Genomic DNA, 24193 nt, shown 5'->3' on the forward strand with positions numbered 1-24193 from the left:
GGGTGGGATAGAAGTCGTATCGCGCCGGCTGGGTTCGTGTGGAGGTGTGGTTTGTGGGTGAAGTTGGGCGACGGGGGTCAGAAGGGTCCGGCCTGGACCAGGTTCGCCGGCCGTTCCCCGTTAGCCAGTGCCGTCAGCTGCGCTGCAAGGAGCTTCACGATCCTCGGTTCAAAGGCGGAGGCGTTGCCGCCGATGTGCGGCGTAATGAGGGCGTTGGGGCTTGTCCACAGCGGGTGGTCCGTCGGCAGCGGCTCCGGGTCCACCACGTCAAGGGCGCAGTGAAGACGGCCGGAGACCACTTCCGCTGTCAGGGCGGCGGTGTCCACTACCGGCCCGCGTCCCACGTTGACCACCAGCGAGCCGTCCGGCAAGGCTGCGAGGATAGTTGCGTCCACCAGCCGATGCGTGTGGTCGTTCAGAGGCGTCACGGCAACCAGCACGTCATGGGCTTTCGCCAGCTCGGCAAGCTCGGAAGAGGCGTGAATGTGTCCTTCGCTGTCGTCGCGTGCACTGCTGCCCACTCGGGTAATCTCCACTTCGAAGGGCGCGAGGCGTTTCGCGATCTCGTGACCGATTCCGCCGACGCCGACGAGCAGAACGCGCCTGTCCGCCAACGAAGACCGGCGCTGGGGCAGCCAGCTCCCGGTCTGCTGGTTCCGCACGGCGTCGTCGATGCCGCGAAGCTTTGCGATGATGAGGCCGATGGCCAGCTCGGCGGTTGCCGCTGCATGAACCCCTGAGGCGCTGGCGACCGCAGCTGAGGGCCCCGCCGCTTCACGGACGCCATCGAAGCCCGTGGACTGGGTCTGGACGAACTTCAGGTTCGGGGCCTTGGAGAGCGAGTCGAGGACGGCGGAAGCGTCGATGTAGGGGAGGACGACGGCGTCGATATCAGCAAGGTCAACGCTCTCCGGATCGGACTTGAGATCCCACACGGAAGCCTCGATTCCTGCCGGCAGGGGCTGGAGCTTGGCGAGCAGGTCCCGGTCCGGGAGGGTGACTGTACGAACTGTTTGCATGGTGCGCCTCATCGTTAGTTGTGATCCCAGATCCCTTGGTAATGCCGCCGGAGGCCCGTTGACTCCGCCCAGATAAATCTGAGAAACTTTTCTCATCTGTGATAATCATCGCACTTCTGGAAGTGTCAGGCAAGAGCTCGGCGGAGGCAATTCAAGTGAGTAACAAAAGGTATCCACCCATGGTCATCATGGGTGTGTCAGGTTCGGGAAAATCGACAGTAGGAGCGTTGCTGGGGCAGCGGCTGGGCATCGGGTTCATCGACGGCGACGACCTTCACCCGGTGGAAAACAAGGAGAAAATGCGCGCGGGAATCCCGCTGGACGATGACGACCGCTGGCCATGGCTGCAGGCCATTGGGCGGACGCTGGCGTCACAGCAGCAGGTAGGTAACGGCGTCATTGTGGCCTGTTCCGCCCTGAAGCGCCGTTACCGTGACCTCCTGCGGGAGCACGCCCCCGAGGTGCTGTTCCTGCACCTGGAAGGCTCCGTGGACACACTCACCGCGCGCATGGCCACCAGGAACCACGAGTTTATGCCTGCCAGGCTCCTGGCATCGCAGCTCGAGGCCCTTGAGCCGCTGGAGTCCGACGAAGCGCACGTAATCCTGGACGTGCGCCAACCAGCGGCAGAACTGGCCAAGCAGGCAGTCGCCGCCCTCAATGCCCGAACGGCAAAAGCAATAACGACGCCGGCAGGGGAGTAGGCGGGCCCCGCATTTCCGTGTTGACGCCGAAAGCCGGCCCGGGCACGGTGCCCGGGCCGGCTTTCTTGCAACTGTTAGGCCGCGGCCTTCCTGCGTTCTCCGATGTCGAAGCCCGGGCCGCCTGGGACGGAGTCGATGAGTTTTCGCGTGTAGGGGTGCTTGGGGTTGCCATACACGCTGTCCACGTCGCCTAGTTCCACGACCTCGCCGTGGAAGAGGACCATGATGTCGTCGCTGACGTGGTGCACCACGTCCAGGTCGTGGGAAATGAAGGCCATGGTCAGGTCCAGTTCGGTGCGCAGGCGGCTGATCAGGTTCAGGATTTCCGCCTGGACGGACAGGTCCAGCGCCGAGGTTATTTCGTCGGCGATGATCAGTTTGGGTCCGACCGCGAGTGCGCGGGCAATGGCGATGCGCTGGCGCTGCCCGCCGGAGAACTCGTGCGGGTACCGGTCGGCCACGTCGGCTTCCAAGCGGATGGTTGAGAGCCAGTAGGAGATTTTCTCTCCGTGGGCTCGGGGGTTGGATCTCACTGGATCGATTGCCTCCGCGAGGGTCTGCCCGATGGTGCGGCGCGGGTTCAGCGAGGAGTAGGGGTCCTGCGGAATCATCTGGACTTCCCGGCGCATGGCGCGGCGCTGTGCCCCGGTCATTCGGTCCACGTCCTGGCCGTTGATGGAGACGCTGCCGGCGCTGACCGGATTCAGGCCGACGATGGCTTTGGCCAGGGTGGACTTTCCGGATCCGGATTCGCCGACGATGCCGAGGGTTTTGCCGCGCCTGATGGAAGTGGAGACGCCCTTGAGGACCTTGGCCGCGGAGTGTCCGGAGCCGAAGGAGACTTCAAGGTCGCGGACTTCCAGGACAGGGACGGCGGAGGTTGGGGTGCTTGTCATGGCTGTTACTTTTTTCCTTCCGGGCGGACGGAGCCGGGAGCGTCCTCGGGGACTTCGTCGTAGGTGAAGTCTTCGGCGCGGACGGAGACGAGTTCGGCTTTGCGCTCGGCGATGCTGGGCGTCGCGGCCAGCAGCGCCTTGGTGTAGGGGTGCTTGACGTCGCCGGCGGCCAGTTGGGCGCCGGTGAGCCGCTCAAGGATCTTGCCGCCGTTCATCACGATGACCTTGTCGCAGAGCGCCTGTACCACGCCGATGTCGTGGGAGATGAACAGCATGGCCGTGCCCATTTCCCGGTTGATGGTGCGGAATTGGCGCAGGACGTCGGCCTGGACGGTGACGTCCAGTGCTGTGGTGGGTTCGTCGGCGATGATGAGCCGTGGGTCGGTGACAAGGGTGGAGGCGATCATGGCCCGCTGCAGCATGCCGCCGGAGAGCTCGTGGGGGTGCTGCTTCATTCGGGATTCCGGCTGGGTGATCCGGATGTCCGCCAGCGCTTTGACCATTCTGCTGTAGGCAGTCTTCTTGGGCTGCTTCAGGTGCACCCGGCTGACTTCCGTGAGCTGGGATCCGATCCGCAGGGCCGGGTTGAAGCTGGTGCCCGGGTCCTGGTACACCAGCCCGATGGAGGTGGCGAGAGTCCGTGGGTCGTTCTTCTTGAGCAGGTCCAGTTCGCCGAGGCGCATGGTGTGTGCCGTGACGGTCAGTTCCTCCGGGAGCAGCCCGGCGATGGACATCGCGGTCAGGGATTTGCCGGATCCGGATTCACCTACGAGTCCTACGACTTCGCCGGCGTTGATGCTCAGGGATACACCCTTTACCAGGGGGATGCCGTTGGGGGTGCTGACGGTGAGGTTATCGACCTCTACCAGGGCTTCCTGGTCGGCGCGCATGGAGGCCGGGAGTTCTGAGGCGGCCTTGACGCTGCCGAACTTCCGTCCGCCGCGGGGGTCGGTGGCGGCGGCGAGGCCATCGCCGATGAGCATGGCGCTTAGCCCCGCGACGGTGATCATGATCGAGGGCATTACGGCTTGGAGGGGTTGGGAGTATATGTTCACGAGGGCTTCGTTGAGCAGGCGTCCGAAGTCGTACTCCGGGTTCTGGACGCCGAGTCCGATGAACGAGAGGCTGGACAGCTCGATGAGGGTGGTGGCGAAAACGGTGGCGGTGAGGACCAGCAGAGGCTCTGCCATGTTGGGCAGCAGGTGCCGGGTAATGATTTTCGGACCTGGGACGCCCAGCAGGCGTGCGGTGGAGACGTAGTTGCGCTGGGAGATGGAGGCTGCCATGTTGGCCGTGAGGCGGGCGAAGGCAGGGATGCTGGCGATGGCGATTGCGAGGACGGCAGACCAGGCCCCCTGCCCTAGGATTGCGGCGATGAGCAGGGCGAAGATGAGGCTTGGGTAAGCGACGGCGGCATCGATGACGCGCAGGACGGCATTGCGGATCCGCGGCGGGGCGAGCCAGATGAAGGTGCCAATGAGAACGCCCCCCACCACTGAGATTACCGTTGTGGCTGCGGTCATCAGCAGGGTGAGCCGGGTGGCGACCAAGGAGCGGGCGAGGACGTCGCGGCCAAAGTCATCGGTTCCCAGCCAGTGCTCGGGGCTGGGGCCCTGGGATGCGTTGGCGGTGAGCTTTTCGGCGGCTTCGGTGAGGAAGAGGGGTGCCAGGAGGCCTGTCAGGACCATGATGGCCATCAGCACGATGCCGGTGATGAGGCCGGTGGTCCATCGGAAACGGCGTTGAGTGCGGCGTTGTTCAGCCATGGGACTTTCCTCCTCCGAGGGTGCGCGGGTCGATGAGGCCGAGGATGACGTCCACCAGCAGGTTGAGGATGATGGCAAGGAATCCAAGGACCAGGATGATGCCCTGGATGACCGGGTAGTCCTTGTTGATGATGGCTGTGACGATTTCCTTGCCGAGTCCGGGCCAGTTGAAGACGTTTTCGATGATGATCGCGCCGCCGAGCATGCCGGCCAGGATCAGGCCGGCGAGTGTCAGGGTGGTCGTCATGAGATTGGGCAGGGCATGGCGGGCGTACAGCCGCAGGGCAGGCAGCCGCCAGCCGCGCGCTGTCCGCAGGTAATCCTGTTCCAGGACGGTGGAGGTTTCGCGGCGGACCACACGGGCGATCGAGCAGATGGGCGCAATCGAGAGGCCGACAACCGGAAGGATCAGGGAACTCAGTGTTGCTGCCCCGGCGGCAGGTAGGACCTTGAGGATGATGGCGAAGACCACCACCAGCATCGTGGCGATAACGTACTGCGGCACGGCCTGGAAGAAGCCGGTCAGCATCCCGAAGGACACATCAAGCGCCTTCCGGCGGCCGCCGCGGGTGAGGATACCTACCGCCATTCCTGCCGGAATGGACACCAGGAGGGTCACGATGATGCCCAGGACGGCGAGTTCGGCCGTGAAGGGCAGCTTGGTGGCGATGATCGAGGACACCGAGGTGCTGTAGGCGAAAGATTCGCCCAGGTTGCCGGTCAGCAGGTTTCCGACGTATTGGATGAACTGCAGGTGCAGGGGCTGGTTCAGTCCCAGGCTTTCCCTGATGGCTTCGATCTGTTCGGTGGTGGCGTCAGCACCTGCCACTGCTACGGCGGGGTCGCCGGGGATCAGCGGCACCATAAAAAAAGTCACGACGACCAGCAGTGCCACGGAGAGAAGGACACCGCCTGCACGGCGCAGGGCATAGCTTGCCCAAGGGGAAAGACCCCGGGGGCCGCCCCGGGGGCCTTTGGCGGCCCCCGGGGTCTGGCTCTCTTCAAGGATGACGACTTCCTTGGAGAGCATCGTGGGTTCGGTCATCGTGGGAACCTTTTCTTACTTGGTTATGCGCATGGTGGCGTAGTCGACGATGCCCGAGGGGGCCTGGATCGAGAATCCAGCGCGCTGGGCTACGATCTGGGGCTCGCCCACGAACGGAACGATGTCGTTGTCTTCCAGGATGCTGATCTGTGCCCGCTCATAGGCCGCGCACCGCTCAGCTTCATCAGTGGCCGACTGCGCGGTGGTGATCTCGGCAAGGATGTCGGCGTTCTCGCCGCCGCCGATGTTGCGGCCGCCCTTTTCGGTCGGAACACCGGCAATACGGGTGAGGGAGGCCGCGACCGTGCCGACGAAGTTTGCGTCGCCCTGGATGGTCAGGTCCCAGGTTTCGGGCTTGGTCTGGGTCATGGTGGCCCAGGTTCCGTTGTCCACGAGGTTCAGGTTGACGGTGGCTCCTGCTGCGCGCAGGGCCTCCTGGACATAGGTGCTGCCGGCGCCGTTCGGTCCGATGCTGGTGGTGCCGACCATCTTGAAGGTCTTGCCGGCAAGTACTGCCTTTGCGGCTTCTGCGTCTTCCTTGGTGAAGTGCGAGTTGTCTTCCAGCGCGCACGGGACGGTGGGGGCGACGATGGAGGTGTAGGGGATTCCCTTGTTGGCGTAGGCGGCGGCGTTGAAGGCCTGCTGGTTCATCAGCTGGGCCACTGCCTTGCGGAGTGCCGGATCGGTGAAGGGGCTGCCTTCACGCTGGTTGAACAGCAGGAAGATGCCTGCAAACGGCACGGAGGTAACGGTGTAGTCCGCATTGCCTTCGAAGCGGGCAGTGTCGGCAGGGGCGATGTCAGAGATGTCCATTTCTCCGGTGAGGAGTTGGTTGGCCACTGTGGTTTTGTTGACGCCGGGGAAGAACCGCACGGTCTTGGCCGGGGTCCCTTCGAGCTCCTTGGACCACTTGGGCCAGGCGCTGTAATCCTCCCGCAGCGTCATGTCATAGCTGACGCCGTGGCTGGCCTTCGTCAGGGTGTACGGGCCGGAAAAAGCTCCCTGCACCGAACCCTTCGCCAGGCCTTCCATATCTGCGAACCCGGCGGGGCAAATGATGCCGGTCTGCGCCAGTGTCAGGCCGCCGATGAGCTCTGACCAGGGCTGGGCAAGCTTGATGTCCACGGTTCCGGCTGAATCGTCGCCGGTGATAGTGGGCTGCCCCGGGCCGAAGACGAGCTTGCCGAAGTTGTTCTTCGTGGCGGGGTCGGCGAAGTAACTAAGCGATTTCGCGACGATGCTGGGGGTGATGGGGGTGCCGTCGGCGCAGGTGGCGTCCTTGCGGATGGTCAGCTTGGCATCTGTTGCCGTCGAGGTCCATTCGGTGGCGAGGCCACCAATGAACTTGCCGTCAGCGTCGCGCCGCACCACGGTGTCGAAGAGGAAGCGGGCCACTTCGTAGTCGTCCTTGGCATTGGCCTTGGCCGCGTTGAACGTGGTGGGGTCCGAGTTTAGGGCGGTCCTGATGGTGTCCGTCGAAGGGCCGGAGGTTCCGCCGCCTCCGCCGGTACTGCCGGTGGTGCCCGTGGTGCAGCCGGTCAGCAGCAACGCTGCCGCCGCCGCGGCTGCGGCCAGGGAAGTAATTCGTCCGTGCATGGTCTCTCCTCGATACAACGGGATGATCTGCGAGAAAGTTCGCGAATGAGAAGAGTTTCTCTTATTGCCGGAGTCAAGTCAACGGAAATGTGTGAGGTGACACACAGCCGTTACATGGGCCGCCGGGAATTTACACGGTGGCAACAAGCCGCCGTCTTATTTCCTGCATTCAGGCCGCAGCCCTTGACGGATGGACATTGAAACGCGAAACTTTTCTCATATGTGATTGCCGCCTCATCTGACCATTGGAGTCAAAGGGCCGGCGTCGTTCGCAGAACCAACAAAGGTGACAACCATGGCAACAACACTTGAGCTCACAGTCCGCAAGGCCACCTGGACGCGCCCGGCCCGGGAACTGGTGAAGGCCTTCGAAGCCTTCCCAGTGGCCAACATCGGGGACGCCATGGAGCGCCTCGGCATTGTCGACGGCGGCATCAGCGCCGTCTGGCCCGGCGCCCACTGCGTGGGCTCCGCACTGCCCGTCCTTGGTGCGGCAGGCGACAATGCCGCCGTCATCGAGGCCCTGAACTACATCCAGCCCGGAGACGTGATGGTCATCAACGGCTTCGGCCACGAGCACCGCGCGCTGGTGGGCGAACAGCTCTCACAGCGTTTCGAAGCTGCAGGCGCCACCGGCGCCGTCATCGACGGCTACATCCGTGACCGCCACACCATCACGGAGATCAAGTTCCCGGTCTTCGCACGTGGCGTCACCCCGGCCGGCCCGTTCAAGAACGGCCCGGGCGTGATCGGCGAACCCGTCGCTATCGGCGGCATCGTGTGCGCCGCCGGTGACATCGTCGCCGCCGACGATGACGGCGTCGTCATCATCCCCCAGGCCCGGGCGGCCGAAATCCTGGAACGCGTCATTGCCGTCGCCGCCCACGAGGCCGAAATGACGGCTGAAGTCACCCGCGAATACAGCTGAGCGCCGCTGTTCGGCGCCATGAACCAGCCCTAGACTGAAAGACATTCAATGACTACTGCATCGACGGACTCAGTGGAACTGAACACCGCTCAAATAAAGGTCGTCACCGCTGACGGCAAAGTGGTGCGCAAGGCAACCATCGCCGGCACCATGGGCTCCTTCGTGGAGTGGTACGACTACGGGATCTACGGGCTGCTGACCACGTACCTGGCCATCAACATCATGGGGTCCAAGGACCTCGGATCCCTCCTGCTGACCAACGTCGGCTTCCTGGTCAGCTTCCTCGCCCGCCCCTTCGGCAGCGTCATCTGTGGCTTCCTGGGCGACAAGCTGGGCCGCAAGAACCTCCTGGCCGTCCTGCTGCTCCTGATTTCCGGTGCCACGGCGTGTATCGGGCTTATCCCGTCCTCGTCCGTGATCGGATGGGCCGCTCCGGCACTCCTGATCCTGTTCCGCATCCTCCAGGGGTTCTCCGCAGGCGGTGAGGTCGCGGGAGCCATGGCCTTCGTCGGCGAGTACGCACACAACAAGCACCGCAACTTCTCCATGAGCTTCATCGCGGTTGGCTCCTTCTGCGCCCTCCTCTTCGGCAGCGCACTCTCCGCCACCCTCATCACCACCCTGGGCGACGCCACCATGGAGTCCTGGGCCTGGCGGATCCCGTTCCTCTTCGCCCTTCCGCTGGGCTACGTGGGCTACTACATCCGCTCAAAGATGGAGGACACCCCGCACTTCGCCGCCCTGCGGGAGCGCAACGAAGTGGAACGCAACCCGCTGAAGGCTGTCTTCACCTCCAAGCGCCACCTGAAGGCCATCGCACTGACGATCTTCCTGCCCGCACTGAACGGCCCCGGCTACTACCTGCTCTTCGCCTACATGCCCACCTATCTGAAGACCCAGCTGGGCACCGGCAACAACTTCACCATGGTGCAGGCGCTGATGGTGACAGCCGTCAGCCTGGTGGCCATCATCATCAGCATCCCGCTGATGGCCCGGCTGTCGGACCGGATCGGCCGCAAGCCGGTCCTCGCCGGTTCTGCCGTGCTGATGGCGCTGGTCTCCTACCCGATGTTCGCGATGATCACCACCGGCAACATGCTGCTTGCCTGCGTCGCCACCGTAGTGATGGCCATTTCCTTCTCGGGCCACGCCGCCGTGGTGCACACCGTACTGACCGAAATGTTCCCCACCACCGTCCGCTACAGCGCGTACAGCATCGGCTTCAGCATCAGCACCATCATCTTCGGCGGCAGTGCCCCGCTGGTGATGACGGAGATCATCAAGTCCACCGGAAACAGCATGGTCCCGGCCTACGCCGCCATCGGTACCGCAATCATCACACTGGTTTCCGTCAAGTTCCTGAAGGAAACCAAGGGCCAGCCGCTGGCCACCCACTAACAAGACGCGAACGACGGCGGCCTGCCGCCATTGCCGGGAGGCCGCCGTCGAACGGACCATAAGCACCTCAACAAGAACCATCGGGAGTCACCTTGGGCATCAATTCAGTCGCCGTCGTTGCAGACCTCGGCGAGAGCTACGGAAATTACAGCATCGGCGACGACGAGGCCCTCCTGGGGCTGGTCACGGCCTCCAACATCGCCTGCGGCTTCCACGCCGGGGACCCGCGCGTCATGGACGCCACGGTGAAGTCCTGCGTGGAGCGCGGCATCGAGCTGGGCGCCCACCCCGGTTACCCGGACCTGGTGGGCTTCGGCCGTCGCCTCATCGAGGCGAGCGAAGAGGAGATCCGCACCGATGTCCTCTACCAGATCGGCGCCCTGGACGCGTTCGCCCGGATCCATGGCGGCAGAATCAGCCACGTCGCCCCGCACGGCCGGATGGGAAGCATCGCCCAGACGGACGCCAAGCACGCCCGCGCCATCACCGACGCGATCAAGGCGTACGACCCCTCCTACATCGTCATCTGCCAAAACGGGCTGCTGGCAGACGAATCCCGCAAGCGTGGCCTCGAAGTGGGCTACGTCTTCCTTGCCGACCGCGGCTACGGCGAGGACGGCATGCCCGTCTCCCGCAACACCGAGGGCGCCCTGCTCCACGATCCGGAAGAGATCGGCCGGCGGGTTGTTCAGGTGGTGACGGCAGGAACGGTCCGCGCTGTCACAGGCAAGGTGGTCCCGCTGGGCCACGACGCCGACGTCGTCCTCCTGCACGGGGACCACCCGCAGGTGCTCGAGAACGGCACCGCCCTGCGCGCCGCCCTGGACAAGGCCGGCATCGCGGCCACCGGTCTGCAGGAAGTCCTCGCGGAGAAAGCCAAAGTGGCCGCGGCCTGACCTCTCCTCCTTAACCATGACCGCCGCCCTTACCGTCGAGCAGGACAAATGACCACGCAACCACCGCCAGCAGCGACCCTCCGCCGTCCTCCCGGCGTGGAGGGCGAGCCCTTTGGGGATTCAGCCCTCATGCTGAGGATCGCCGACGACAATCCCGAGGTCCGGCGGGCCGGTGCAAGGAGGTTGCAGGACATCCTTTTGGAGGTGCGCCCTTACGGGGTGCTGAACCTGGTGGCCGGTGCAGAATCCCTGCTCGTGGAGTTTGATTGCCTCGCAGTAAGCCACGGCCAGTTGGCGCAAACGGTCCGGCTCGCCGTGGCCGGGCTGGGGCTCCAGGACGCCGGCCCGGCCGCGGGGGCCAAGGATTTTGTGATCCCCATGGTGGTCAGCGAGGAATTCTCACCGGACCTGCCAGGTGTTGCCGAGGAACTGGGACTGAGCCAGGAAGCCACGCTCACGGCCCTGACGTCCTCGATGCTCACCATCAATCTCCTGGCCGCCGCGATGGCCCCCATGATGGCCGGCGTGCAGTTCCCCGGCCAAGTCAGCCGCTGCGCCGAGCCCCGGACGGACGTTGCTCCGGGGTCGGTGATGGTGGCGGGAACAAGCGCCATCATTCAGCCGTTCCCTGGGCCGAGCGGCTGGAAGGTAATTGGCCGTACGCCTCTGACCATCTGCGACATCCATGAAGAACCCGCGACGTCGTACCGGCCGGGGGACCGCGTCAGGTTCACGGTTATTGCGGAAAGCCGCTGGGCTGAACTGGAAGGCACATTCCTCCGCCCGGCAACCCCGCAGGAATCGGCACCTCAGCAGGAAGGCAGCCAGCATGGAAGCGAAGGCTGAGCAGGAGGTCACCCTCACCATCTCCGAGGCCGGCTGGCTGTCCACCTTCCAGGACCTGGGCCGTGAAGACTCGGAATACATGGGAGTTCCCTGCGGCGGTGCCGCCGACCAGCACTCAGCCGCCACGGCCAACATTCTGGTGGGCAACCGGCGCGGGGCACCGCTGCTGGAAATCATGGGTAGCAGATTTGCCTTCACGGCCTCCCATGACGTCTTTATCTCGGTTACCGGAACGCCGGCCGACGTGGCTGTCGGGGGAGTGCCGGTGCCTATGTGGCAGCCGGTCTGCGTTCCGGCCCGGACCCGCGTGGTCATCTCGAACGTGAGGGACGGGATGCGCAACTACCTTGCCTTCAGTGGAGAGTTGGACACGCCACGCTTTATGGGCAGCGCTGCTCCGGAATCGCGGATGGGGTTCCCGCAGCAACTTGAAGCGGGCCAGGCAGTAGGGCTAACCAGCCGCTACCGGGGGTTCAGCCAGCCGTACCTGGGGCAGCCGCTGTTTCGGCTACCGGTTCCGGTGCCTGACTTCAGCCCGAAGGTCTGGACCGTTGATGTGGTGGAGGGTCCGGAAACGGACAGGACGCCGGGCATCAGGGAGCTGCTGAGCAACAGTGTTTACACCGTCGGCGGAAAATCCAATCACGTGGGACTCCGCCTCGACGGCCCGGTCGTCCACCCGGAAGGGCTGGGCGAAATCATCTCGCACGGCGTGCCGATCGGAGCGTTCGAGATCCCGCACGGCGACGAACTGATCATCCTGGGCCGCTCCCGCACCCTGACGGCGGGATACCCCATCGTAGCCGTCGCCACCAAAGCCTCGCTGCCGCTCCTGGGCCAGGCCAGTCCCGGGCGGAAGATGACCTTCCGGTGGGTTAGCCAGGAAGCCGCCGTCGAACGCTGGCGTGAACAGCAGCGGCTGCGATGCGCCCTGGAGGAGCGGGTGCACAACCTCTTCGCCGCCGTCGGGCTTCCCTTCGCGCAGGCTGCAGAGGCCACGCCGCCCGGAACGCGTGCCGCCTGAGAACTGTTGACGCCCCCAGATTCAAATGAGAAACTATTCTCAAATCTAATCTTGTTCTTGTTTTAGCCGGAGCCCCGGTTCCACCTGCCGCGCTGCCTCCCGCAGCGCGCCGGAAGAAAGAGACGCACCATGGAGCTTCTGAACGGCAAAGTTGCAATCATCACCGGCGCCGGCACCGGCATGGGCCGCGAGACCGCCAAGCTGCTCGCGGCGGAAGGCGCGATTGTGGTGCTCGTGGGACGCCGGCAGGACGTGCTGGAGGAACTCTCCACCGAGATCGCGGCCGTCGGCGGCCGCTCCTACGTGCGTACCGCTGACATCGCCAGCAAGCATGAGGTGGAGGCTCTCATGGCCTGGACCCGGGACACCCTGGGCCCGGTGGACATCCTCATCAACAACGCCGGCAGCGCCAGCAAGGTCCTCAACGTGCGCTGGATCGCCGAGGAGGAATGGAACCAGGTCCTGGATGTGAACCTCAACGCGGTCTTCCTCCTCACGCAGGCGGTGCTGCCGGACATGCTGGGCCGAAACACCGGGACCATCATCACCGTCTCCTCCCTCGCCGCAGTGACACCTAACCTGCTGGGCGGCGCTGCCTACGGGGCCGCCAAAGCGGCGGTACGGAACTTCATGACATACCTGCACACCACGTTCCGGAATGACGGACTGCGCGCCGTCACCATCCTCCCGGGCGAGACGGCCACACCCATCCTGGACAACCGGGCCCGCCCGCCGCACCAGGAGGAGAGGGACGCCATGGTCCAGCCTGAGGACGTGGCCCGCGCCATCCACCTGGTGGCAACGCTGCCCCAACGCACCGTCGTCCAGGAACTGGTGATCGCTCCCACGGTGCAGCGAGACACCTCCGGTGACATCGAAATCAGCCGCTGGACCGGAGCGCCCGCAGCGGACCTCCCCAAGACCATCGCCTAACGCGGCAGCCATTTTCACCTGAACCCCAAAACTTCCTTGTCTGAAAGGACACCTTCGTGACCACTCCTGCAGCTCCCAGCGTCCTCAGCTTCCCACCTTCGGAGGCGGTCCAGCGCGTGCTCCGGACGTCCCTCCGCGTCCAGCAGCCCCAGTCAAGCGGCGACCTCGTGTCCCTGGCCATGGGGGAGCCCGACTTTGACACCCCCCAGCAGGTCCGCGACGCAGCCGCCCAGGCACTCCAGGACGGCCACACCCACTACTCGCCGCTGCTTGGCGAGCCCGCGTTGAGGGATGCCCTTTCCGTCAAAATCGGTGCCTTGCTGGGCTCCAGCGTCAGCACCAGCGATGTCCTGATAACCCAGGGCGGCACCGCCGGACTGGCCGCCGCCATCCTGGGCACCGTGAACCCCGGGGACAAAGTGGTGATTCCGGATCCCACGTACTCGCTGTATGCCGACCTGGTGAGCATGGCCGGCGGCACCATCGTTCCCGTACCCCTTGCCGAGGACCTGCACTGGGACCTTGAGGCACTGGCCGGGGCGCTGGAGGGGGCGAAGATGTTTGTCTTCTGCAACCCGTCAAACCCCACCGGAATAGTCCACTCCCGTGCCGAACTTGAGGCCCTGGCCGGGCTCGTGGCCGGCACCGATATTTTGGTGCTCTCGGACGAGGCGTACAGCGACTTGGTTTACACGCCGGAACCCTTCACGTCCGCCTTGGAGATCGAGGGCCTCGCCGGCCGAACCATCTACTGCCAGACCTTCTCCAAGAGCTACGCCATGACCGGCTGGCGCGTCGGGTATCTCTGGGGCCCGGCGGACGTTATCGCCGCCGCTGCGAGGGTGCACAACACCTTCAATGGCTCCATGAATACCGCCGTCCAACTGGCCGCCCTCACCGCGTTGCAGACCTGCGGTCCGGACATCGAGCGGATGCACGCTTCTTACAAGGGCCGGCGCGAACTAATGCACAACGGGCTGAAGGACATTCCGGGGCTAACGGTCAGCTCCCCGGAGGGCGCGTTCTACCTTTTCCCCAAGTACGACGCCGACCTGCCGGCAGCAGAAGTGGTGGCGCACCTGCGCACCCACGGAGTGGCTGTCCGTCCCGGCAGCGAGTTCGGCCGCAACGGAGAGTTCCACCTGAGGCTCTCGTACGCGGCCAGTGCAGAGGCCATCGCAACGGGTGTGGAACGGCTGGCAGCCGGCTTCGCAGCCCTCAAGCAGTAGAGCCATCAATGGCTACCACCAGCGCCGCTCCCGGGTTGCGCAGCGATACGCTGCGCAACCGCAAACACATCATCCGGTCCGCGGGCAAGCTCTTTGCCGAGGGCCGTCAGGCCACCATGGCTGACATCGCGCGGGCTGCCGAAGTCTCAACAGCTACGGCCTACCGGCATTTCGCCTCCGTGGACGAGGTCCTTGCCCGTTTCCGTTTCGACGTGGGCAGCGAGCTGCTGGAATACAGCCAGCAACAGCAGGCCTCCGGATTGGAGCTGCTGCGCCTGGTGAGCAGCAAATGGGTGGAACTGGTGGTGACCCACGGCCGGGCCATGGTGCACACCAGGTCCGGGGAAGGCTACCTGGCACGCTTGCGCACCGGTGCCACCCACCTCACTGTCCAAGCGGACGCCCTCAGTCCGGCGCTGCGGGACACTTGCCTTGAACTGGGCGTGGAGGATCCCGGTGACGAGGCGATGTTCCTCTGGAACGTCCTGTTCGACCCGCGCGAAATCTTCGACCTGATTGAAACGCTCGGACTAAGCCCGGAGGATACGGCACGGCGCCTCGTAGCCACGCTCGTGGCGGCCCTGAAAGGCTGGTGCGGCCCGAACGCCGGGAGCAGGCAATAAGCTTGGTACGCAACAGAAAGGGGCTGGGACGTGCGAAGCGACACCCAACGTAACCGCAGGGATCTCGTCAACGCGGCCGGTGCCCTGTTTGCCGCGCGGCGCGGGCCCGTCAACATGACCGACATCGCCAAGCACGCCGAGATCTCCACCGCCACTGCCTACCGGCATTTTGCCTCGGTTGAGGATGTCCTGGCCGAGTACCGCTTCAACGTGGGCCAGAAGCTAAGGGATTACAGTCTCAAGCAAACTACCGGCGGACTGGAACTGCTGGAAGCGGTTAGCCGCAAATGGGTGGACCTGGTGGTCAAGCACGGCGGAGCCATGCTCTACACCCGTTCCGGCGAGGGCTACCTCGCCCGGCTCCGGAGCGGCGCGTTCTACCTCACTGTCCAGGCGGAGGCACTGCAGCGGCCGCTGGAGGAAGCCTGTGCCGAGCTAGGGTTGAGCCCGCTGGGGGACGAGGCGATGTTCCTCTGGAACATCCTTTTTGATCCCCGCGAAATCATGGACCTCATCAACACTGTCGGGCTGACCAAGCAACAGGCTACCGAGCGGCTGGTCGCGGCGCTCCGTGGGGCCCTGACGGGCTGGGACGAAGACAAATCCGGCGGAACGAAGTCCACGACCTGACCCGCGTTTTCTGACCTGCACCCGTTCAGCCATAAGGGCTTCAGCCGCGTTCTGCCAGCCGTACACTTCGTAAGGTTATTCCTCGCATCTCGCTGCGGATTCTCTCGGCCGGAACCGCCGCCAGCGAAGCTACTTCAAAGAGGTCCAGCTGGTCTGTCTTCAAGGCCATCACGGTCAGTGAGCGGCGCCGGGCCTCCAGCTCCGATTTGTGCCTGATGGCGTCCGCCAAAGCCTGCGCCTTTTCCCCGATCGTCGTCAGGTGCTCCCGGGCCGGCCACCCTGCCGGCTGAAGCTCCGTATATCCGGCGCCGATCCGGCGCCGAACGTCAAACTTATTCACGCCCGCAGCAGTGGCGATTGCCGCAATCGGGACGCCGTCGGCCAAGGCTTGGGCCACGCTCTCGTTCCGCTGCCTGATGGCTGTGCGGATGCTGCTGTCAGCCTGCGCGATGTGCTGGCGGTTCAGTGCCAGTTGGCTGCGCAGCGCCTCCTGGTCGATGGGTTCGAAGCGCCGGCGCCGGCCAGTGCGCAGTGGCTGGACGCCCACGTTAGTGCCTGTCCGCTGCCGGATCCAGCACCCACACCACGGGGGCGCCGTCGAAGGGCGGCATGAGGCTGCCTTCGAAGAACAACTGGCCGTTCTGCTGGTTGCCGTTCGGGTTCCACCGGCCACTGACGGGGCAGTGCGTTCCGGTGCCGGCTGTCATGGCCCGGGAGGACCGGCAGCGCAGGGCGGTTGCCTTGAAGGTGGAAATCATGGTGATGCTCCTGGTGGGCGCTATTCGTTGCGGAAGGAGATGAGCACCTTGCCGGACTTCGTGGGGTCCTTGGCGAGGTCGAAGGCTTCGAGTGCCTGGGTGAAGGGGAATTCGTGGGTGACCACAGGGTCCACATACAGCGAGCCGTCCGCCAGAGCGGCCAGGACGTCGTCGATCTCGTCGTTGAACCGGAAACAGCCAACAAGTTGCAGTTCGCGGGTGATGGCCAGGGAGATGGGGACGGGCTGGTCACCGGTGGGCAGAAGCCCCACCATGACCACGCGGCCGCCGCGCATGGCGCCCCGGAGTGCTGATGCCAGACCGCGGTGGTTGCCGGAGGACTCCAAAACCACGTCGGCCTCGACGGCCGCGATGGCTTCGGTGTCCGTGGCGAGGATGGTGCCCGTGGCGCCTACCGCCGTGGCGATCTTCAGCGGGGCTTCGTGCATGTCGACGGCGATGATTTCCGCTGCGCCTGCACGCTTGGCTACGGCCACGATGAGGCTGCCGATGGGACCACTGCCGATCACCAGGACGCGCTTGCCGGTGAGATCCCCTGCCTGGGCGATGGCATGCCAGGCGACGCTGGCGGGTTCGGCCAGGGCCGCCACACGCAGTTCAAGTCCATCCGGGAGCCGCCGGAGCATCCTGGCCGGCAGCACGCTGAACCGGCTGAACGCGCCTTGAGTGTGGGGGACGCGGGCGGCGCTGCCGAGGTAGGTGCAGCCGGGGGAGAGGTTAGGCCGGTCCTCGGGGTAGCGGACGCCGGTTCCGCCGGGGGTGGCGGGGTGCACGGCAACGTTGGTGCCGGCTGCGGGGCCGGACCCGTCCGCGGCCGCCTGGACTACGGTGCCCACCACTTCGTGGCCAAGCACCAGGGGAGCGCGGAGGATGGATTCGCCGGCGGCGCCGTGGAGCCAGTAGTGCAGGTCCGAGCCGCAGATGCCGCCGTAGGCGATGTCCACCACGGCTTCGTGGGGTTGGGGCGCTGAGTGCTCGATGACTTCGATTCGGAGATCGCCCACGTCATGGACCACATCAGCCGGGCCGGTTACTGCGTTGGTTGTTGCTGTTGTCATTGTCAGACCACCGTCGTCATTCCGCCGTCGATAAATATTGTTTGTCCGTTGACGTAGTTGGACGCGTCCGACGCGAGCCACGTGACCGGCCCGGACAGGTCGTCGACTGTTCCCCAGCGGCCTGCAGGGGTCCTGCCGAGAATCCAGGAGTTGAATGCCTCGTCATCAACAAGGGCCTGGGTCATCTCCGTATGGATGTAACCGGGGGCGATGCTGTTGATCTGCAGCCCCTGGGATGCCCACTCTGCAGTCATAGCGCGGGTGAGGTTGCGCAGGCCGCCCTTGGCTGCCGTGTAGACGCCAATTGTGGGCCGGGCAAGGTCCGACTGGACCGAGCCGATGTTGATGATCTTCCCACGCTTGCGCTCCATCATCCTACGGGCGACTTCACGGCCCACCAGGAAAGCGCTCGTGAGATCAGTGGCCAGAACCCGGTTCCAGTCGGCGACGTCCAGCTCTAGCAAAGGCACGCGGTGCTGTATTCCGGCGTTGTTCACAAGGATGTCCAACTGGCCGTACATGGTCTCGGCCCGGGCTACTCCGGCCGCAACTGCGTCCTCGGCGGTGATGTCGAATGAGACCGCACCGATCCTGTCCTCCCCAAAGATGGCAGCCAGTTCTTTCCGCGTGGCTTCCAGCCGGGCCGGGTCCAGGCCGTGAAGCACGACGGCGGCACCAGCCCCTGCCAAGCCAGCCGCCAGGGCCTTCCCTATGCCTCTGCTTGATCCAGTGATCAGGGCAGTCCGCCCGGTCAGATCAAAGGGTGACGGATGCTCCATGGAGATGCCTCTTCTCGACGTACACTGCGGGTGCGGTAGTGCTCTAAGCCACTACTTGAGCCTACGGCGACCCCACTGCTAGAGTCAAGAACAATTTCTCATTTGCGAGATTATTATTGTTTTGAATCTGAGGATGGCTGGGGGAAACGCGGATCCTGTGGGTCCGGTCATCAGAGCTGGTCTCAGTTGTCTGTGGAAATCGATCTGGCGTGCCCTTTGCGGATCCGGACTGCGACGACCCCTTCACCGCTCCCGGCATGCGTCAACGGTTGTGACGCGGGCACGAGAATTCGCCAAGAAAAGAAGAGTGAGGCCGCGCCCATGGAGGCAGGCAGAAAACGCCACGGATAATGGCATGAAACAAGCCTTTCTATTGGCACTCCCCCGCCTGTTTCCAAAGGCCAATAACCGTGATTCTGTAAAGCTGGGGAGCGGGACACAAGAGCACGTGCTGACGGTGCGACCGTGGAGCAAAGCGCCCGCAACTGCAATGGCTTGTCATAGGTCGCTGCAATACTTGCGGCATGAACTCCACACCCGGTCGCCTAGATGTTGTGGGCAGCAATATGGCCAACAGCCTCAATAGGGCTGTTGGCTACTACCAGCACATGGCCACGAGCATGACGGTCAATGATGACCCTCAGACATATCTGCGAAACGCGATAACTGCCGCCCAAATATCGCTAGAGCAGCATTTGCGAGGCTATGACTCATTCGATGCGCTTGCCTTCACTCGGCTCGCTGCCGGTCCGTGGGATTTCACTGGTCTCAGGGAAAGCGAAAGCCAGGTCGAGGGGTCCCAAGCTGCCCAGGATGTCGTTGCGCTAACGCTGCTGGGGATGGGGCTGCCACGGCAACCGTTAACGGGGAAAAACTCCGGTCAACCAAACCCTGCAGAAGCGCTTCGTTTGGCTGCGGAAATTGTGACCGCGGCGCGAACACTCGCTCTGTTTCGCGGCCAGAGAGCGAACCAGCCGCTCGGTATTCTCGCTGGCGAGTTCATGGGGTACGAGCTGTCTGTCCGCGGACGCCAGTATGAATCAATCGCCCAGGAAGTTAATACTGAGCTCATCGGTCACCCAACCGTCTCGTCTGTCTTGAGTAACGTACTCGGATTTACTCTCAACGACGTCCGTGCTGTCCGCGAGGCATCAACGGCCTTAATGAACGAGCGCTTGTTTGGTGCCCGGGACAGAATTGGGGAAGCCAGCAAAGCCGGCGTACCGGCCGATCCGGAATCTTTCACGCGCGACATTAATCTCATGATGAATGAGTGCCGGTTGTTCGGCGCGGTTTCAGCTGCTGATGTTGCTGACCGTTCTGGGGTCGAGGAATCGACTGTGCGTGCAACTCTGGACTTCTTAAGCACCACCCGGCCGGTGGAAACCCACATCAATCCAGTCCTACGGTTCGTTGATGGTGAACTTCCGGCTCCGTGGGGATGCATCGCTGATGGCGATGAATACCTCCTTCTCAACGGTTTCCTGAGCGAAGATGAGTTGCGCCGGAATCTCGAACGTGGCCTCATCTCGGCTGCTGCCGAGAAAAAGAGCGGGGCCGCAAAACTGTGGCCGAAGTATGACAAACGGCGTGCTGTTTACTCCGAGTCGAAAGCTGCTGAACTACTTGGCAAGCTCTTACACGGGGCTAGACCGCACTGGGAAGGGCAGAAGTACATCGCTCCTGTTGATATCAGGGACACACGCAACCTGGGTCGTGAGGGCGACCGTACTGCTGTAGAGACTGACAAGTACGAGTCTGACATTTTGTTCCTGGTCGATGGAGTGGCTTTTTGCGTTGAGGTGAAAGCCGCGTCCATCACCGAGAAATCCCGCAGCGGCAACCCCCAGCGGTTAGCCAAGGATCTGCAGAAGACTCTCAAGGAGGGCAACGAGCAAGCCGATCGATTGACGCGCCTTATAAGCACAAACGGCGGCGTTTGGAGCGTCGAAGGCGAATGGCTCGACTTGTCGTCAGCCTCCGAGATTCACTCAATCGTCGTGATGCTCGACGACATGGGCCCCCTATCCCTGTCCATGAACGTGCTGGCGAACGAAGGCATCATCGAATCTGACGAAGTCCCGTGGATCGTCAGCATGCACGACTTGACCGTGATAAGCCGAACCGTCGATCGCCCTGCCCAATTCCTCGAATACCTGCGGCGTCGCAGAAGCCGCAGGCTCGCGACAATGGTCGATGGCGTGGACGAGTTGGACATGTTCATGTGGTTCCTCACAGGAGGAATGTACTTCGACCCTGACCCGCACGAGATAGCCCGGCACATACCAGTCGAGTCGCCTGTCAAGGCCTACGAAGTGCGCCGCTACGAAGCGCAGCCTCGTGTTCGACTAGGCACGCTTACTGACCCACTCGATGCATGGTTCTACTGGCAAGAAGGCCTTTCACGGACTGAGGCGGCAAAGCCAAGCAGGCGTGAGCAGCTGTGGGTTGAGCAGTACCTATCCGCCAGCGAAGCAGCCAAGACTTCTGGATGGCTGCGATTTGGCGCCGATTTGGTTGCCCTAAGCGAACGCGCCCAAGGAAATATTGGGAAGAATCTAAAGGAATTGAGGCGAGCAGCACGGGGTGGTGGCATTGAACGCAGCCTGACAACACACGGTGTCAGTCTCTACGGATCCTGGCTACTCACGATATCCGTCGCGCCGAAAGATGCGAGCACGCTCCACCTTGCCGAGTATACGGATGACAAGCAGTACCAGACGCACTCCAACAGAGCGATGTTGCTGCTCTATCAGCCTGACGGAACGCTAATCGGAACGCGCTACCGGGGCACGTCACAAGAACGAACCGCCGACCGCGACCAGGCCGTAGAAATCGCCCCGCTAAGAGATCTTAGAATGACCTTCACTCAACTACCTCCCAGTGCTCGGCGCAGCACAGTCCGCCTGCGTGGCGGGCGAGGAAAGAAGAAACGCAAGTAGCCGCCCAGCTAATGCGCGACCACCACCGCCAGATAGTTCATTGCGCGTTCAACCGCCGCGAAGCGGCTAACTAGCCAGCCAGCGAGCTGGAACAAACGGGGATGCTCTTTGGCGGACCAGGCGCAGCCGGCAGGACAAAGGCCTGATGATTGGCGAAACTCCGGCCAAATAGCGGTTGGCCGAAGTTCCGAAGTTAACACTGCAGGGTGAACCTTGAGATTGGCTGGGAACAACCCCGGTATCCGGCAACGCTATGGCGAACGGCCTCCTCAAGAGGTTCTGGGGCCGGGGGAGTGGTTGGGTTCATTCCAGTCTGGCGTGACGGAGGTACTGGTAGACGGTTTCCCTGCTGATGCCGTAGTCACGGGCGAGGACGACTTTCGGGATGCCGCTGCCGGCGCGCTGGACCAGTTCGGCGGCACGCTCCGGTGTCAGGGTTTTCTTCCGTCCCTTGTAGGCGCCGCGTTGCTGGGCGAGGGCGATGCCTTCGCGCTGGCGTTCCCTGATCAAGGACCTCTCGAATTCGGCGAATGCTCCCATGACCGAGAGCATGAGGTTGGCCATGGGGGAGTCCTCACCGGTGAAGACGAGCTGTTCTTTGAGGAACTCCACCCTCACTCCGCGCCTTGTGAGGCCCTGGACCAGGGCGCGCAGGTCATCGAGGTTTCGCGCAAGCCGGTCCATGCTGTGCACGACGACGGTGTCCCCCTCGCGGACGAAACGCAGCAGCTCGATCAGCTCCGGGCGCGCGGTGTCCCGGCCGGAGGCCTTGTCCGTGAACGTCCGGTCGAAAACCTGGCCTTCGAGCTGGCGCTGCTCATTCTGGTCGAGCGTGCTGACCCGCACGTACCCGATGCGCTGACCCTTCACGGCCGCCTCCCGTTCGTCGGTATGTGAGAACGAGTGTCAGCTCACGCGAGGACCACGTCAAGACCGGCCGGATCCGGTGGAAGCAGCGGCAACGCGAAGGTCGGGGTCCTGGTTCCAACTGCATCGAATGCGAAGCCTGATTGCCCCGAAAAACACTCCGCAGGGTGCGGGATCAGGATCCTGCAGATAGGCCGCAAATGATGCATCCGATGCAATAAGCAGGGTTCAGCCTTACATAAGATCCGTTATCGGCTTTTAAACAACGGGAGTAGAAGTAGCTGCGAGAACTCCCGTTCCTCAACGAAATCAGTGTTTTCGCAGGTCAGACCCTCGTTGTGGCGATGGGTGTGTTCGGACGCCGGAGCACGAATTTGCCCTTGGATCCCTTGCCGCTATAGGTTTCCTGCATCTAATGCATGTTTCCATGGTTTAGGGGTTGGAGTGAGTGGTGCCGTTCCGGGTTTTGTCCCGAGGATGCTGGTGGATCCGGACGTTGGGCTGTTCAGGGCCGACGAGCGGGTTTTTACGGCCATGCTGGATGGCTGGCGGGCGCAGATGCTGGCCCGTGGGCTCACGACGGACACCATCAAACAGCGCTGCCAGCTGCTGGAACGGTTCCAGGAGTTCACGGGTGAGTTTCCGTGGCAATGGCGTCCGGCAGACGTCGATGATTTCCTGGCCGGCCTGCGTTCCGGTGCGAAGCCGATCAGCCTGAAGACGCTGCGCTCTTATAGCAATGCCGTAGCGATGTTCTGCGCCTACCTGACGCATCCTGGCTACGGCTGGGGTGAGTTCTGCGAACGCACTTTCGGCGACATTCCGAGCCAGATCTGCTTTGAATGGAACACGCCCAGGCACACGACCGACGACGCGGTCCCGGCAGCGCGGCGGGCGTTCACCAAGGCGGAACTACAACGGATTTTTGACCATATCGACGATCTCGTCGACCGTGAATATGCTGCGGGAACCAAGCGGTGGCTGCCCCTGTTCCGCGACTCGGTGGCATTCAAAGTCTGTTATGCCTACGGGCTTCGCCGGCGCGAGATGACGATGCTGGATCTGGAGGACTTCGGCCCCAATCCCCACGTCACCGACTATGGCCGCTTCGGTGCCATCCAGGTGCGGTTCGCCAAAGGCACCGCAGGTTCCGGGCCCAGACGGCGCACTGTTCTGACCGTGCCGGAGTTCGATTGGGTCGTGGATCAGCTGAGGACGTGGACCTCCGGCGGGATGCGGGCCAATTTCCCAACAGCGGACCGGTCATCGGCGATGTGGCCCAGCGAGCGGGGCGCCCGGATGTCGCTTGGTTCTTTCGGGGATGCCTTCGCAGCTGCACGGGACGCTGTTGGATTGCCCAAAGAACTGGGGCTGCACTGCCTCCGGCATTCCTACGTGACCCACCTGATCGAAGCCGGCTATGACCCAGCATTCGTGCAGATTATCTGGGGCAGGAACCGGGGTGTCTTTGACGTGCAGCACGGGGCCCGTAACCGTGCAGTTCCGCGTGATGGAGGTGCTTATCTGAAGCTGTCCATCACACGGGATCGCGGGAGGGTTCATGCAGGTTCAACGAGTTTTGGTGTCCGGTTCGCCGCTTGAGTCGTGGACTGTGCTTGATGATCATGGTGTCGTTGAGCCGGTGGAGCGGTTTTTGGCTTACCTGACCGACGTCGAGAGGTCGCCGAACACGCTCAAGGCGTATGCGCATGATCTCAAGGATTGGTTCGTCTTTCTTCGCCACCGCGGCATTGATTGGCGCCAGGTGAGGCTGGAGAACGTCGGCGAGTTCGTCGCTTGGCTGCGGCTTCCGCCTGCCGGGCGCGCCGCTGACGTGACGCTGCTGCCATCGGCTTCCCATCACTGCGGGCCGGGCACGTTGAACCGCAAGCTCGCGGCCGTGAGCGGCTTTTACGTGTTCCACTCCCGTCACGGGGTCCCGCTGGGCGACCTTGTCACCGAGTTCGAAACGGTCCGGTACCGAAGAACGGGATGGAGACCGTTCCTTGCTCACCTTGCCGGGGACAGGCCGCAGCGGCGCAGGATCGTGAAGCTGCGTGAGCCGAAGAGGTTGCCCACGGTCCTGCCTGCGGCGACGGCTCAAGCAGTGCTGGATGCGTGCACGCGGCTGAGGGACCGGTTCCTGTTCGTCCTGCTCTGGGAGTCGGGAATCCGTATCGGCGAAGCACTCGGACTAAGGCATGAGGACATTGCAGTCGCCGAGGGCGAGCTGAC

23 protein-coding genes are annotated in these 24193 nt (G+C 63.5%); 13 read left to right on the forward strand and 10 right to left on the reverse strand.

Annotation, left to right across the window (positions count from 1 at the left end; translation table 11 throughout):
• Nucleotides 1-77: 77 nt before the first annotated feature.
• Nucleotides 78-1019: a 2-hydroxyacid dehydrogenase gene (locus tag ACKAE7_RS06875; RefSeq protein WP_408978784.1), complete on the reverse strand. Its 942-nt coding sequence runs from the start codon at nucleotides 1017-1019 to the stop codon at nucleotides 78-80.
• Between the two features lie 155 nt (nucleotides 1020-1174).
• On the opposite strand from ACKAE7_RS06875, the gene ACKAE7_RS06880 reads away from it, so the two are divergent.
• A complete protein-coding gene (locus ACKAE7_RS06880) occupies nucleotides 1175-1723 on the forward strand; it encodes a gluconokinase (protein WP_408978785.1) in 549 nt (182 codons plus the stop codon).
• Between the two features lie 74 nt (nucleotides 1724-1797).
• Here the strand turns inward: ACKAE7_RS06880 and ACKAE7_RS06885 are convergent, their stop codons facing one another.
• Genes ACKAE7_RS06885 through ACKAE7_RS06900 form a run of 4 tightly spaced genes read right to left on the reverse strand, consistent with a single transcriptional unit; the run spans nucleotide 1798 to nucleotide 7026 of the window.
• The gene (locus ACKAE7_RS06885) at nucleotides 1798-2619 is read right to left on the reverse strand and encodes an ABC transporter ATP-binding protein (RefSeq protein ID WP_408978786.1); all 822 of its coding nucleotides are present in this window, start codon (nucleotides 2617-2619) and stop codon (nucleotides 1798-1800) included.
• A gap of 5 nt (nucleotides 2620-2624) precedes the next feature.
• A complete protein-coding gene (locus ACKAE7_RS06890; RefSeq protein ID WP_408978787.1) occupies nucleotides 2625-4385 on the reverse strand; it encodes a dipeptide/oligopeptide/nickel ABC transporter permease/ATP-binding protein in 1761 nt (586 codons plus the stop codon).
• On the reverse strand, nucleotides 4378-5430 hold the full coding sequence (locus ACKAE7_RS06895) for an ABC transporter permease (protein ID WP_408978788.1): 1053 nt from the start codon (nucleotides 5428-5430) through the stop codon (nucleotides 4378-4380). Before ACKAE7_RS06895 ends, ACKAE7_RS06890 begins: the two co-directional genes overlap by 8 nt.
• 15 nt (nucleotides 5431-5445) lie before the next feature.
• A complete protein-coding gene (locus ACKAE7_RS06900; RefSeq protein WP_408978789.1) occupies nucleotides 5446-7026 on the reverse strand; it encodes an ABC transporter substrate-binding protein in 1581 nt (526 codons plus the stop codon).
• A 295-nt stretch (nucleotides 7027-7321) separates the two neighbouring features.
• Here ACKAE7_RS06900 and ACKAE7_RS06905 point away from each other — a divergent pair, with 295 nt between their 5' ends.
• The 9 genes from ACKAE7_RS06905 to ACKAE7_RS06945 all read left to right on the forward strand — a co-directional run bounded on the left by ACKAE7_RS06905 (nucleotide 7322) and on the right by ACKAE7_RS06945 (nucleotide 15533).
• A complete protein-coding gene (locus ACKAE7_RS06905) occupies nucleotides 7322-7954 on the forward strand; it encodes an RraA family protein (RefSeq protein WP_408978790.1) in 633 nt (210 codons plus the stop codon).
• 48 nt (nucleotides 7955-8002) lie between these two features.
• The gene (locus ACKAE7_RS06910) at nucleotides 8003-9352 is read left to right on the forward strand and encodes an MFS transporter (protein WP_408978791.1); all 1350 of its coding nucleotides are present in this window, start codon (nucleotides 8003-8005) and stop codon (nucleotides 9350-9352) included.
• A 92-nt stretch (nucleotides 9353-9444) separates the two neighbouring features.
• Nucleotides 9445-10248 (forward strand): LamB/YcsF family protein, encoded by an 804-nt coding sequence (locus ACKAE7_RS06915; RefSeq protein ID WP_408978792.1) that lies wholly within the window; start codon nucleotides 9445-9447, stop codon nucleotides 10246-10248.
• A 48-nt stretch (nucleotides 10249-10296) separates the two neighbouring features.
• Entirely contained in the window at nucleotides 10297-11094 is a 798-nt protein-coding gene (locus ACKAE7_RS06920; protein WP_408978793.1) for a carboxyltransferase domain-containing protein, read from the forward strand.
• The gene (locus tag ACKAE7_RS06925) at nucleotides 11078-12118 is read left to right on the forward strand and encodes a biotin-dependent carboxyltransferase family protein (protein ID WP_408978794.1); all 1041 of its coding nucleotides are present in this window, start codon (nucleotides 11078-11080) and stop codon (nucleotides 12116-12118) included. Before ACKAE7_RS06920 ends, ACKAE7_RS06925 begins: the two co-directional genes overlap by 17 nt.
• Nucleotides 12119-12247: 129 nt before the next feature.
• Complete coding sequence (locus ACKAE7_RS06930) at nucleotides 12248-13051, forward strand: SDR family oxidoreductase (RefSeq protein ID WP_408978795.1); 804 nt, start codon at nucleotides 12248-12250, stop codon at nucleotides 13049-13051.
• A gap of 56 nt (nucleotides 13052-13107) precedes the next feature.
• Complete coding sequence (locus ACKAE7_RS06935) at nucleotides 13108-14280, forward strand: pyridoxal phosphate-dependent aminotransferase (protein ID WP_408978796.1); 1173 nt, start codon at nucleotides 13108-13110, stop codon at nucleotides 14278-14280.
• A gap of 8 nt (nucleotides 14281-14288) precedes the next feature.
• The gene (locus tag ACKAE7_RS06940) at nucleotides 14289-14903 is read left to right on the forward strand and encodes a TetR/AcrR family transcriptional regulator (RefSeq protein WP_408978797.1); all 615 of its coding nucleotides are present in this window, start codon (nucleotides 14289-14291) and stop codon (nucleotides 14901-14903) included.
• Nucleotides 14904-14933: 30 nt separating this feature from the next.
• Nucleotides 14934-15533 carry a TetR/AcrR family transcriptional regulator gene (locus tag ACKAE7_RS06945; RefSeq protein WP_408978798.1) on the forward strand — a complete coding sequence of 200 codons (600 nt, stop codon included), beginning with the start codon at nucleotides 14934-14936 and terminating at the stop codon, nucleotides 15531-15533.
• A 40-nt stretch (nucleotides 15534-15573) separates the two neighbouring features.
• Here ACKAE7_RS06945 and ACKAE7_RS06950 read toward each other — a convergent pair whose 3' ends face one another.
• From ACKAE7_RS06950 to ACKAE7_RS06965, 4 genes are read right to left on the reverse strand one after another with little or no spacing between them, the layout of a single operon-like run.
• Nucleotides 15574-16080 carry a hypothetical protein gene (locus tag ACKAE7_RS06950; RefSeq protein ID WP_408978799.1) on the reverse strand — a complete coding sequence of 169 codons (507 nt, stop codon included), beginning with the start codon at nucleotides 16078-16080 and terminating at the stop codon, nucleotides 15574-15576.
• A 1-nt stretch (nucleotide 16081) separates the two neighbouring features.
• Nucleotides 16082-16291, reverse strand: coding sequence for a hypothetical protein (locus ACKAE7_RS06955; RefSeq protein WP_408978800.1), 210 nt, complete (start codon nucleotides 16289-16291; stop codon nucleotides 16082-16084).
• 20 nt (nucleotides 16292-16311) lie between these two features.
• Entirely contained in the window at nucleotides 16312-17370 is a 1059-nt protein-coding gene (locus ACKAE7_RS06960) for an L-idonate 5-dehydrogenase (RefSeq protein WP_408978801.1), read from the reverse strand.
• A 2-nt stretch (nucleotides 17371-17372) separates the two neighbouring features.
• On the reverse strand, nucleotides 17373-18149 hold the full coding sequence (locus ACKAE7_RS06965; RefSeq protein WP_408978802.1) for an SDR family oxidoreductase: 777 nt from the start codon (nucleotides 18147-18149) through the stop codon (nucleotides 17373-17375).
• Nucleotides 18150-18673: 524 nt separating this feature from the next.
• On the opposite strand from ACKAE7_RS06965, the gene ACKAE7_RS06970 reads away from it, so the two are divergent.
• Nucleotides 18674-21091, forward strand: a complete 2418-nt coding sequence (locus tag ACKAE7_RS06970; protein WP_408978803.1) for a hypothetical protein — start codon at nucleotides 18674-18676, stop codon at nucleotides 21089-21091.
• A gap of 303 nt (nucleotides 21092-21394) precedes the next feature.
• Here the strand turns inward: ACKAE7_RS06970 and ACKAE7_RS06975 are convergent, their stop codons facing one another.
• Entirely contained in the window at nucleotides 21395-21961 is a 567-nt protein-coding gene (locus ACKAE7_RS06975) for a recombinase family protein (RefSeq protein WP_408978804.1), read from the reverse strand.
• A 474-nt stretch (nucleotides 21962-22435) separates the two neighbouring features.
• Here ACKAE7_RS06975 and ACKAE7_RS06980 point away from each other — a divergent pair, with 474 nt between their 5' ends.
• Nucleotides 22436-23560, forward strand: coding sequence for a tyrosine-type recombinase/integrase (locus ACKAE7_RS06980; protein ID WP_408978807.1), 1125 nt, complete (start codon nucleotides 22436-22438; stop codon nucleotides 23558-23560).
• A partial coding sequence (locus ACKAE7_RS06985; protein ID WP_408978805.1) for a tyrosine-type recombinase/integrase occupies nucleotides 23520-24193 on the forward strand: 674 nt, incomplete at its 3' end. The genes ACKAE7_RS06980 and ACKAE7_RS06985, both read left to right, overlap by 41 nt.

It is taken from the genome of Pseudarthrobacter sp. NKDBFgelt (assembly GCF_046097905.1).
GTDB lineage: Bacteria > Actinomycetota > Actinomycetes > Actinomycetales > Micrococcaceae > Arthrobacter > Arthrobacter polychromogenes.

What these genes read in the sequence shown, in the direction of transcription:
- ACKAE7_RS06875 (WP_408978784.1), bottom strand. Translation starts at nt 1,019, where the DNA reads ATGCAAACAGTTCGTACAGTCACCCTCCCGGACCGGGACCTGCTCGCC.
- ACKAE7_RS06885 (WP_408978786.1), bottom strand. Translation starts at nt 2,619, where the DNA reads ATGACAAGCACCCCAACCTCCGCCGTCCCTGTCCTGGAAGTCCGCGAC.
- ACKAE7_RS06890 (WP_408978787.1), bottom strand. Translation starts at nt 4,385, where the DNA reads ATGGCTGAACAACGCCGCACTCAACGCCGTTTCCGATGGACCACCGGC.
- ACKAE7_RS06895 (WP_408978788.1), bottom strand. Translation starts at nt 5,430, where the DNA reads ATGACCGAACCCACGATGCTCTCCAAGGAAGTCGTCATCCTTGAAGAG.
- ACKAE7_RS06900 (WP_408978789.1), bottom strand. Translation starts at nt 7,026, where the DNA reads ATGCACGGACGAATTACTTCCCTGGCCGCAGCCGCGGCGGCGGCAGCG.
- ACKAE7_RS06905 (WP_408978790.1), top strand. Translation starts at nt 7,322, where the DNA reads ATGGCAACAACACTTGAGCTCACAGTCCGCAAGGCCACCTGGACGCGC.
- ACKAE7_RS06910 (WP_408978791.1), top strand. Translation starts at nt 8,003, where the DNA reads ATGACTACTGCATCGACGGACTCAGTGGAACTGAACACCGCTCAAATA.
- ACKAE7_RS06920 (WP_408978793.1), top strand. Translation starts at nt 10,297, where the DNA reads ATGACCACGCAACCACCGCCAGCAGCGACCCTCCGCCGTCCTCCCGGC.
- ACKAE7_RS06925 (WP_408978794.1), top strand. Translation starts at nt 11,078, where the DNA reads ATGGAAGCGAAGGCTGAGCAGGAGGTCACCCTCACCATCTCCGAGGCC.
- ACKAE7_RS06930 (WP_408978795.1), top strand. Translation starts at nt 12,248, where the DNA reads ATGGAGCTTCTGAACGGCAAAGTTGCAATCATCACCGGCGCCGGCACC.
- ACKAE7_RS06940 (WP_408978797.1), top strand. Translation starts at nt 14,289, where the DNA reads ATGGCTACCACCAGCGCCGCTCCCGGGTTGCGCAGCGATACGCTGCGC.
- ACKAE7_RS06955 (WP_408978800.1), bottom strand. Translation starts at nt 16,291, where the DNA reads ATGATTTCCACCTTCAAGGCAACCGCCCTGCGCTGCCGGTCCTCCCGG.
- ACKAE7_RS06960 (WP_408978801.1), bottom strand. Translation starts at nt 17,370, where the DNA reads ATGACAACAGCAACAACCAACGCAGTAACCGGCCCGGCTGATGTGGTC.
- ACKAE7_RS06965 (WP_408978802.1), bottom strand. Translation starts at nt 18,149, where the DNA reads ATGGAGCATCCGTCACCCTTTGATCTGACCGGGCGGACTGCCCTGATC.
- ACKAE7_RS06970 (WP_408978803.1), top strand. Translation starts at nt 18,674, where the DNA reads ATGAACTCCACACCCGGTCGCCTAGATGTTGTGGGCAGCAATATGGCC.
- ACKAE7_RS06980 (WP_408978807.1), top strand. Translation starts at nt 22,436, where the DNA reads ATGCTGGTGGATCCGGACGTTGGGCTGTTCAGGGCCGACGAGCGGGTT.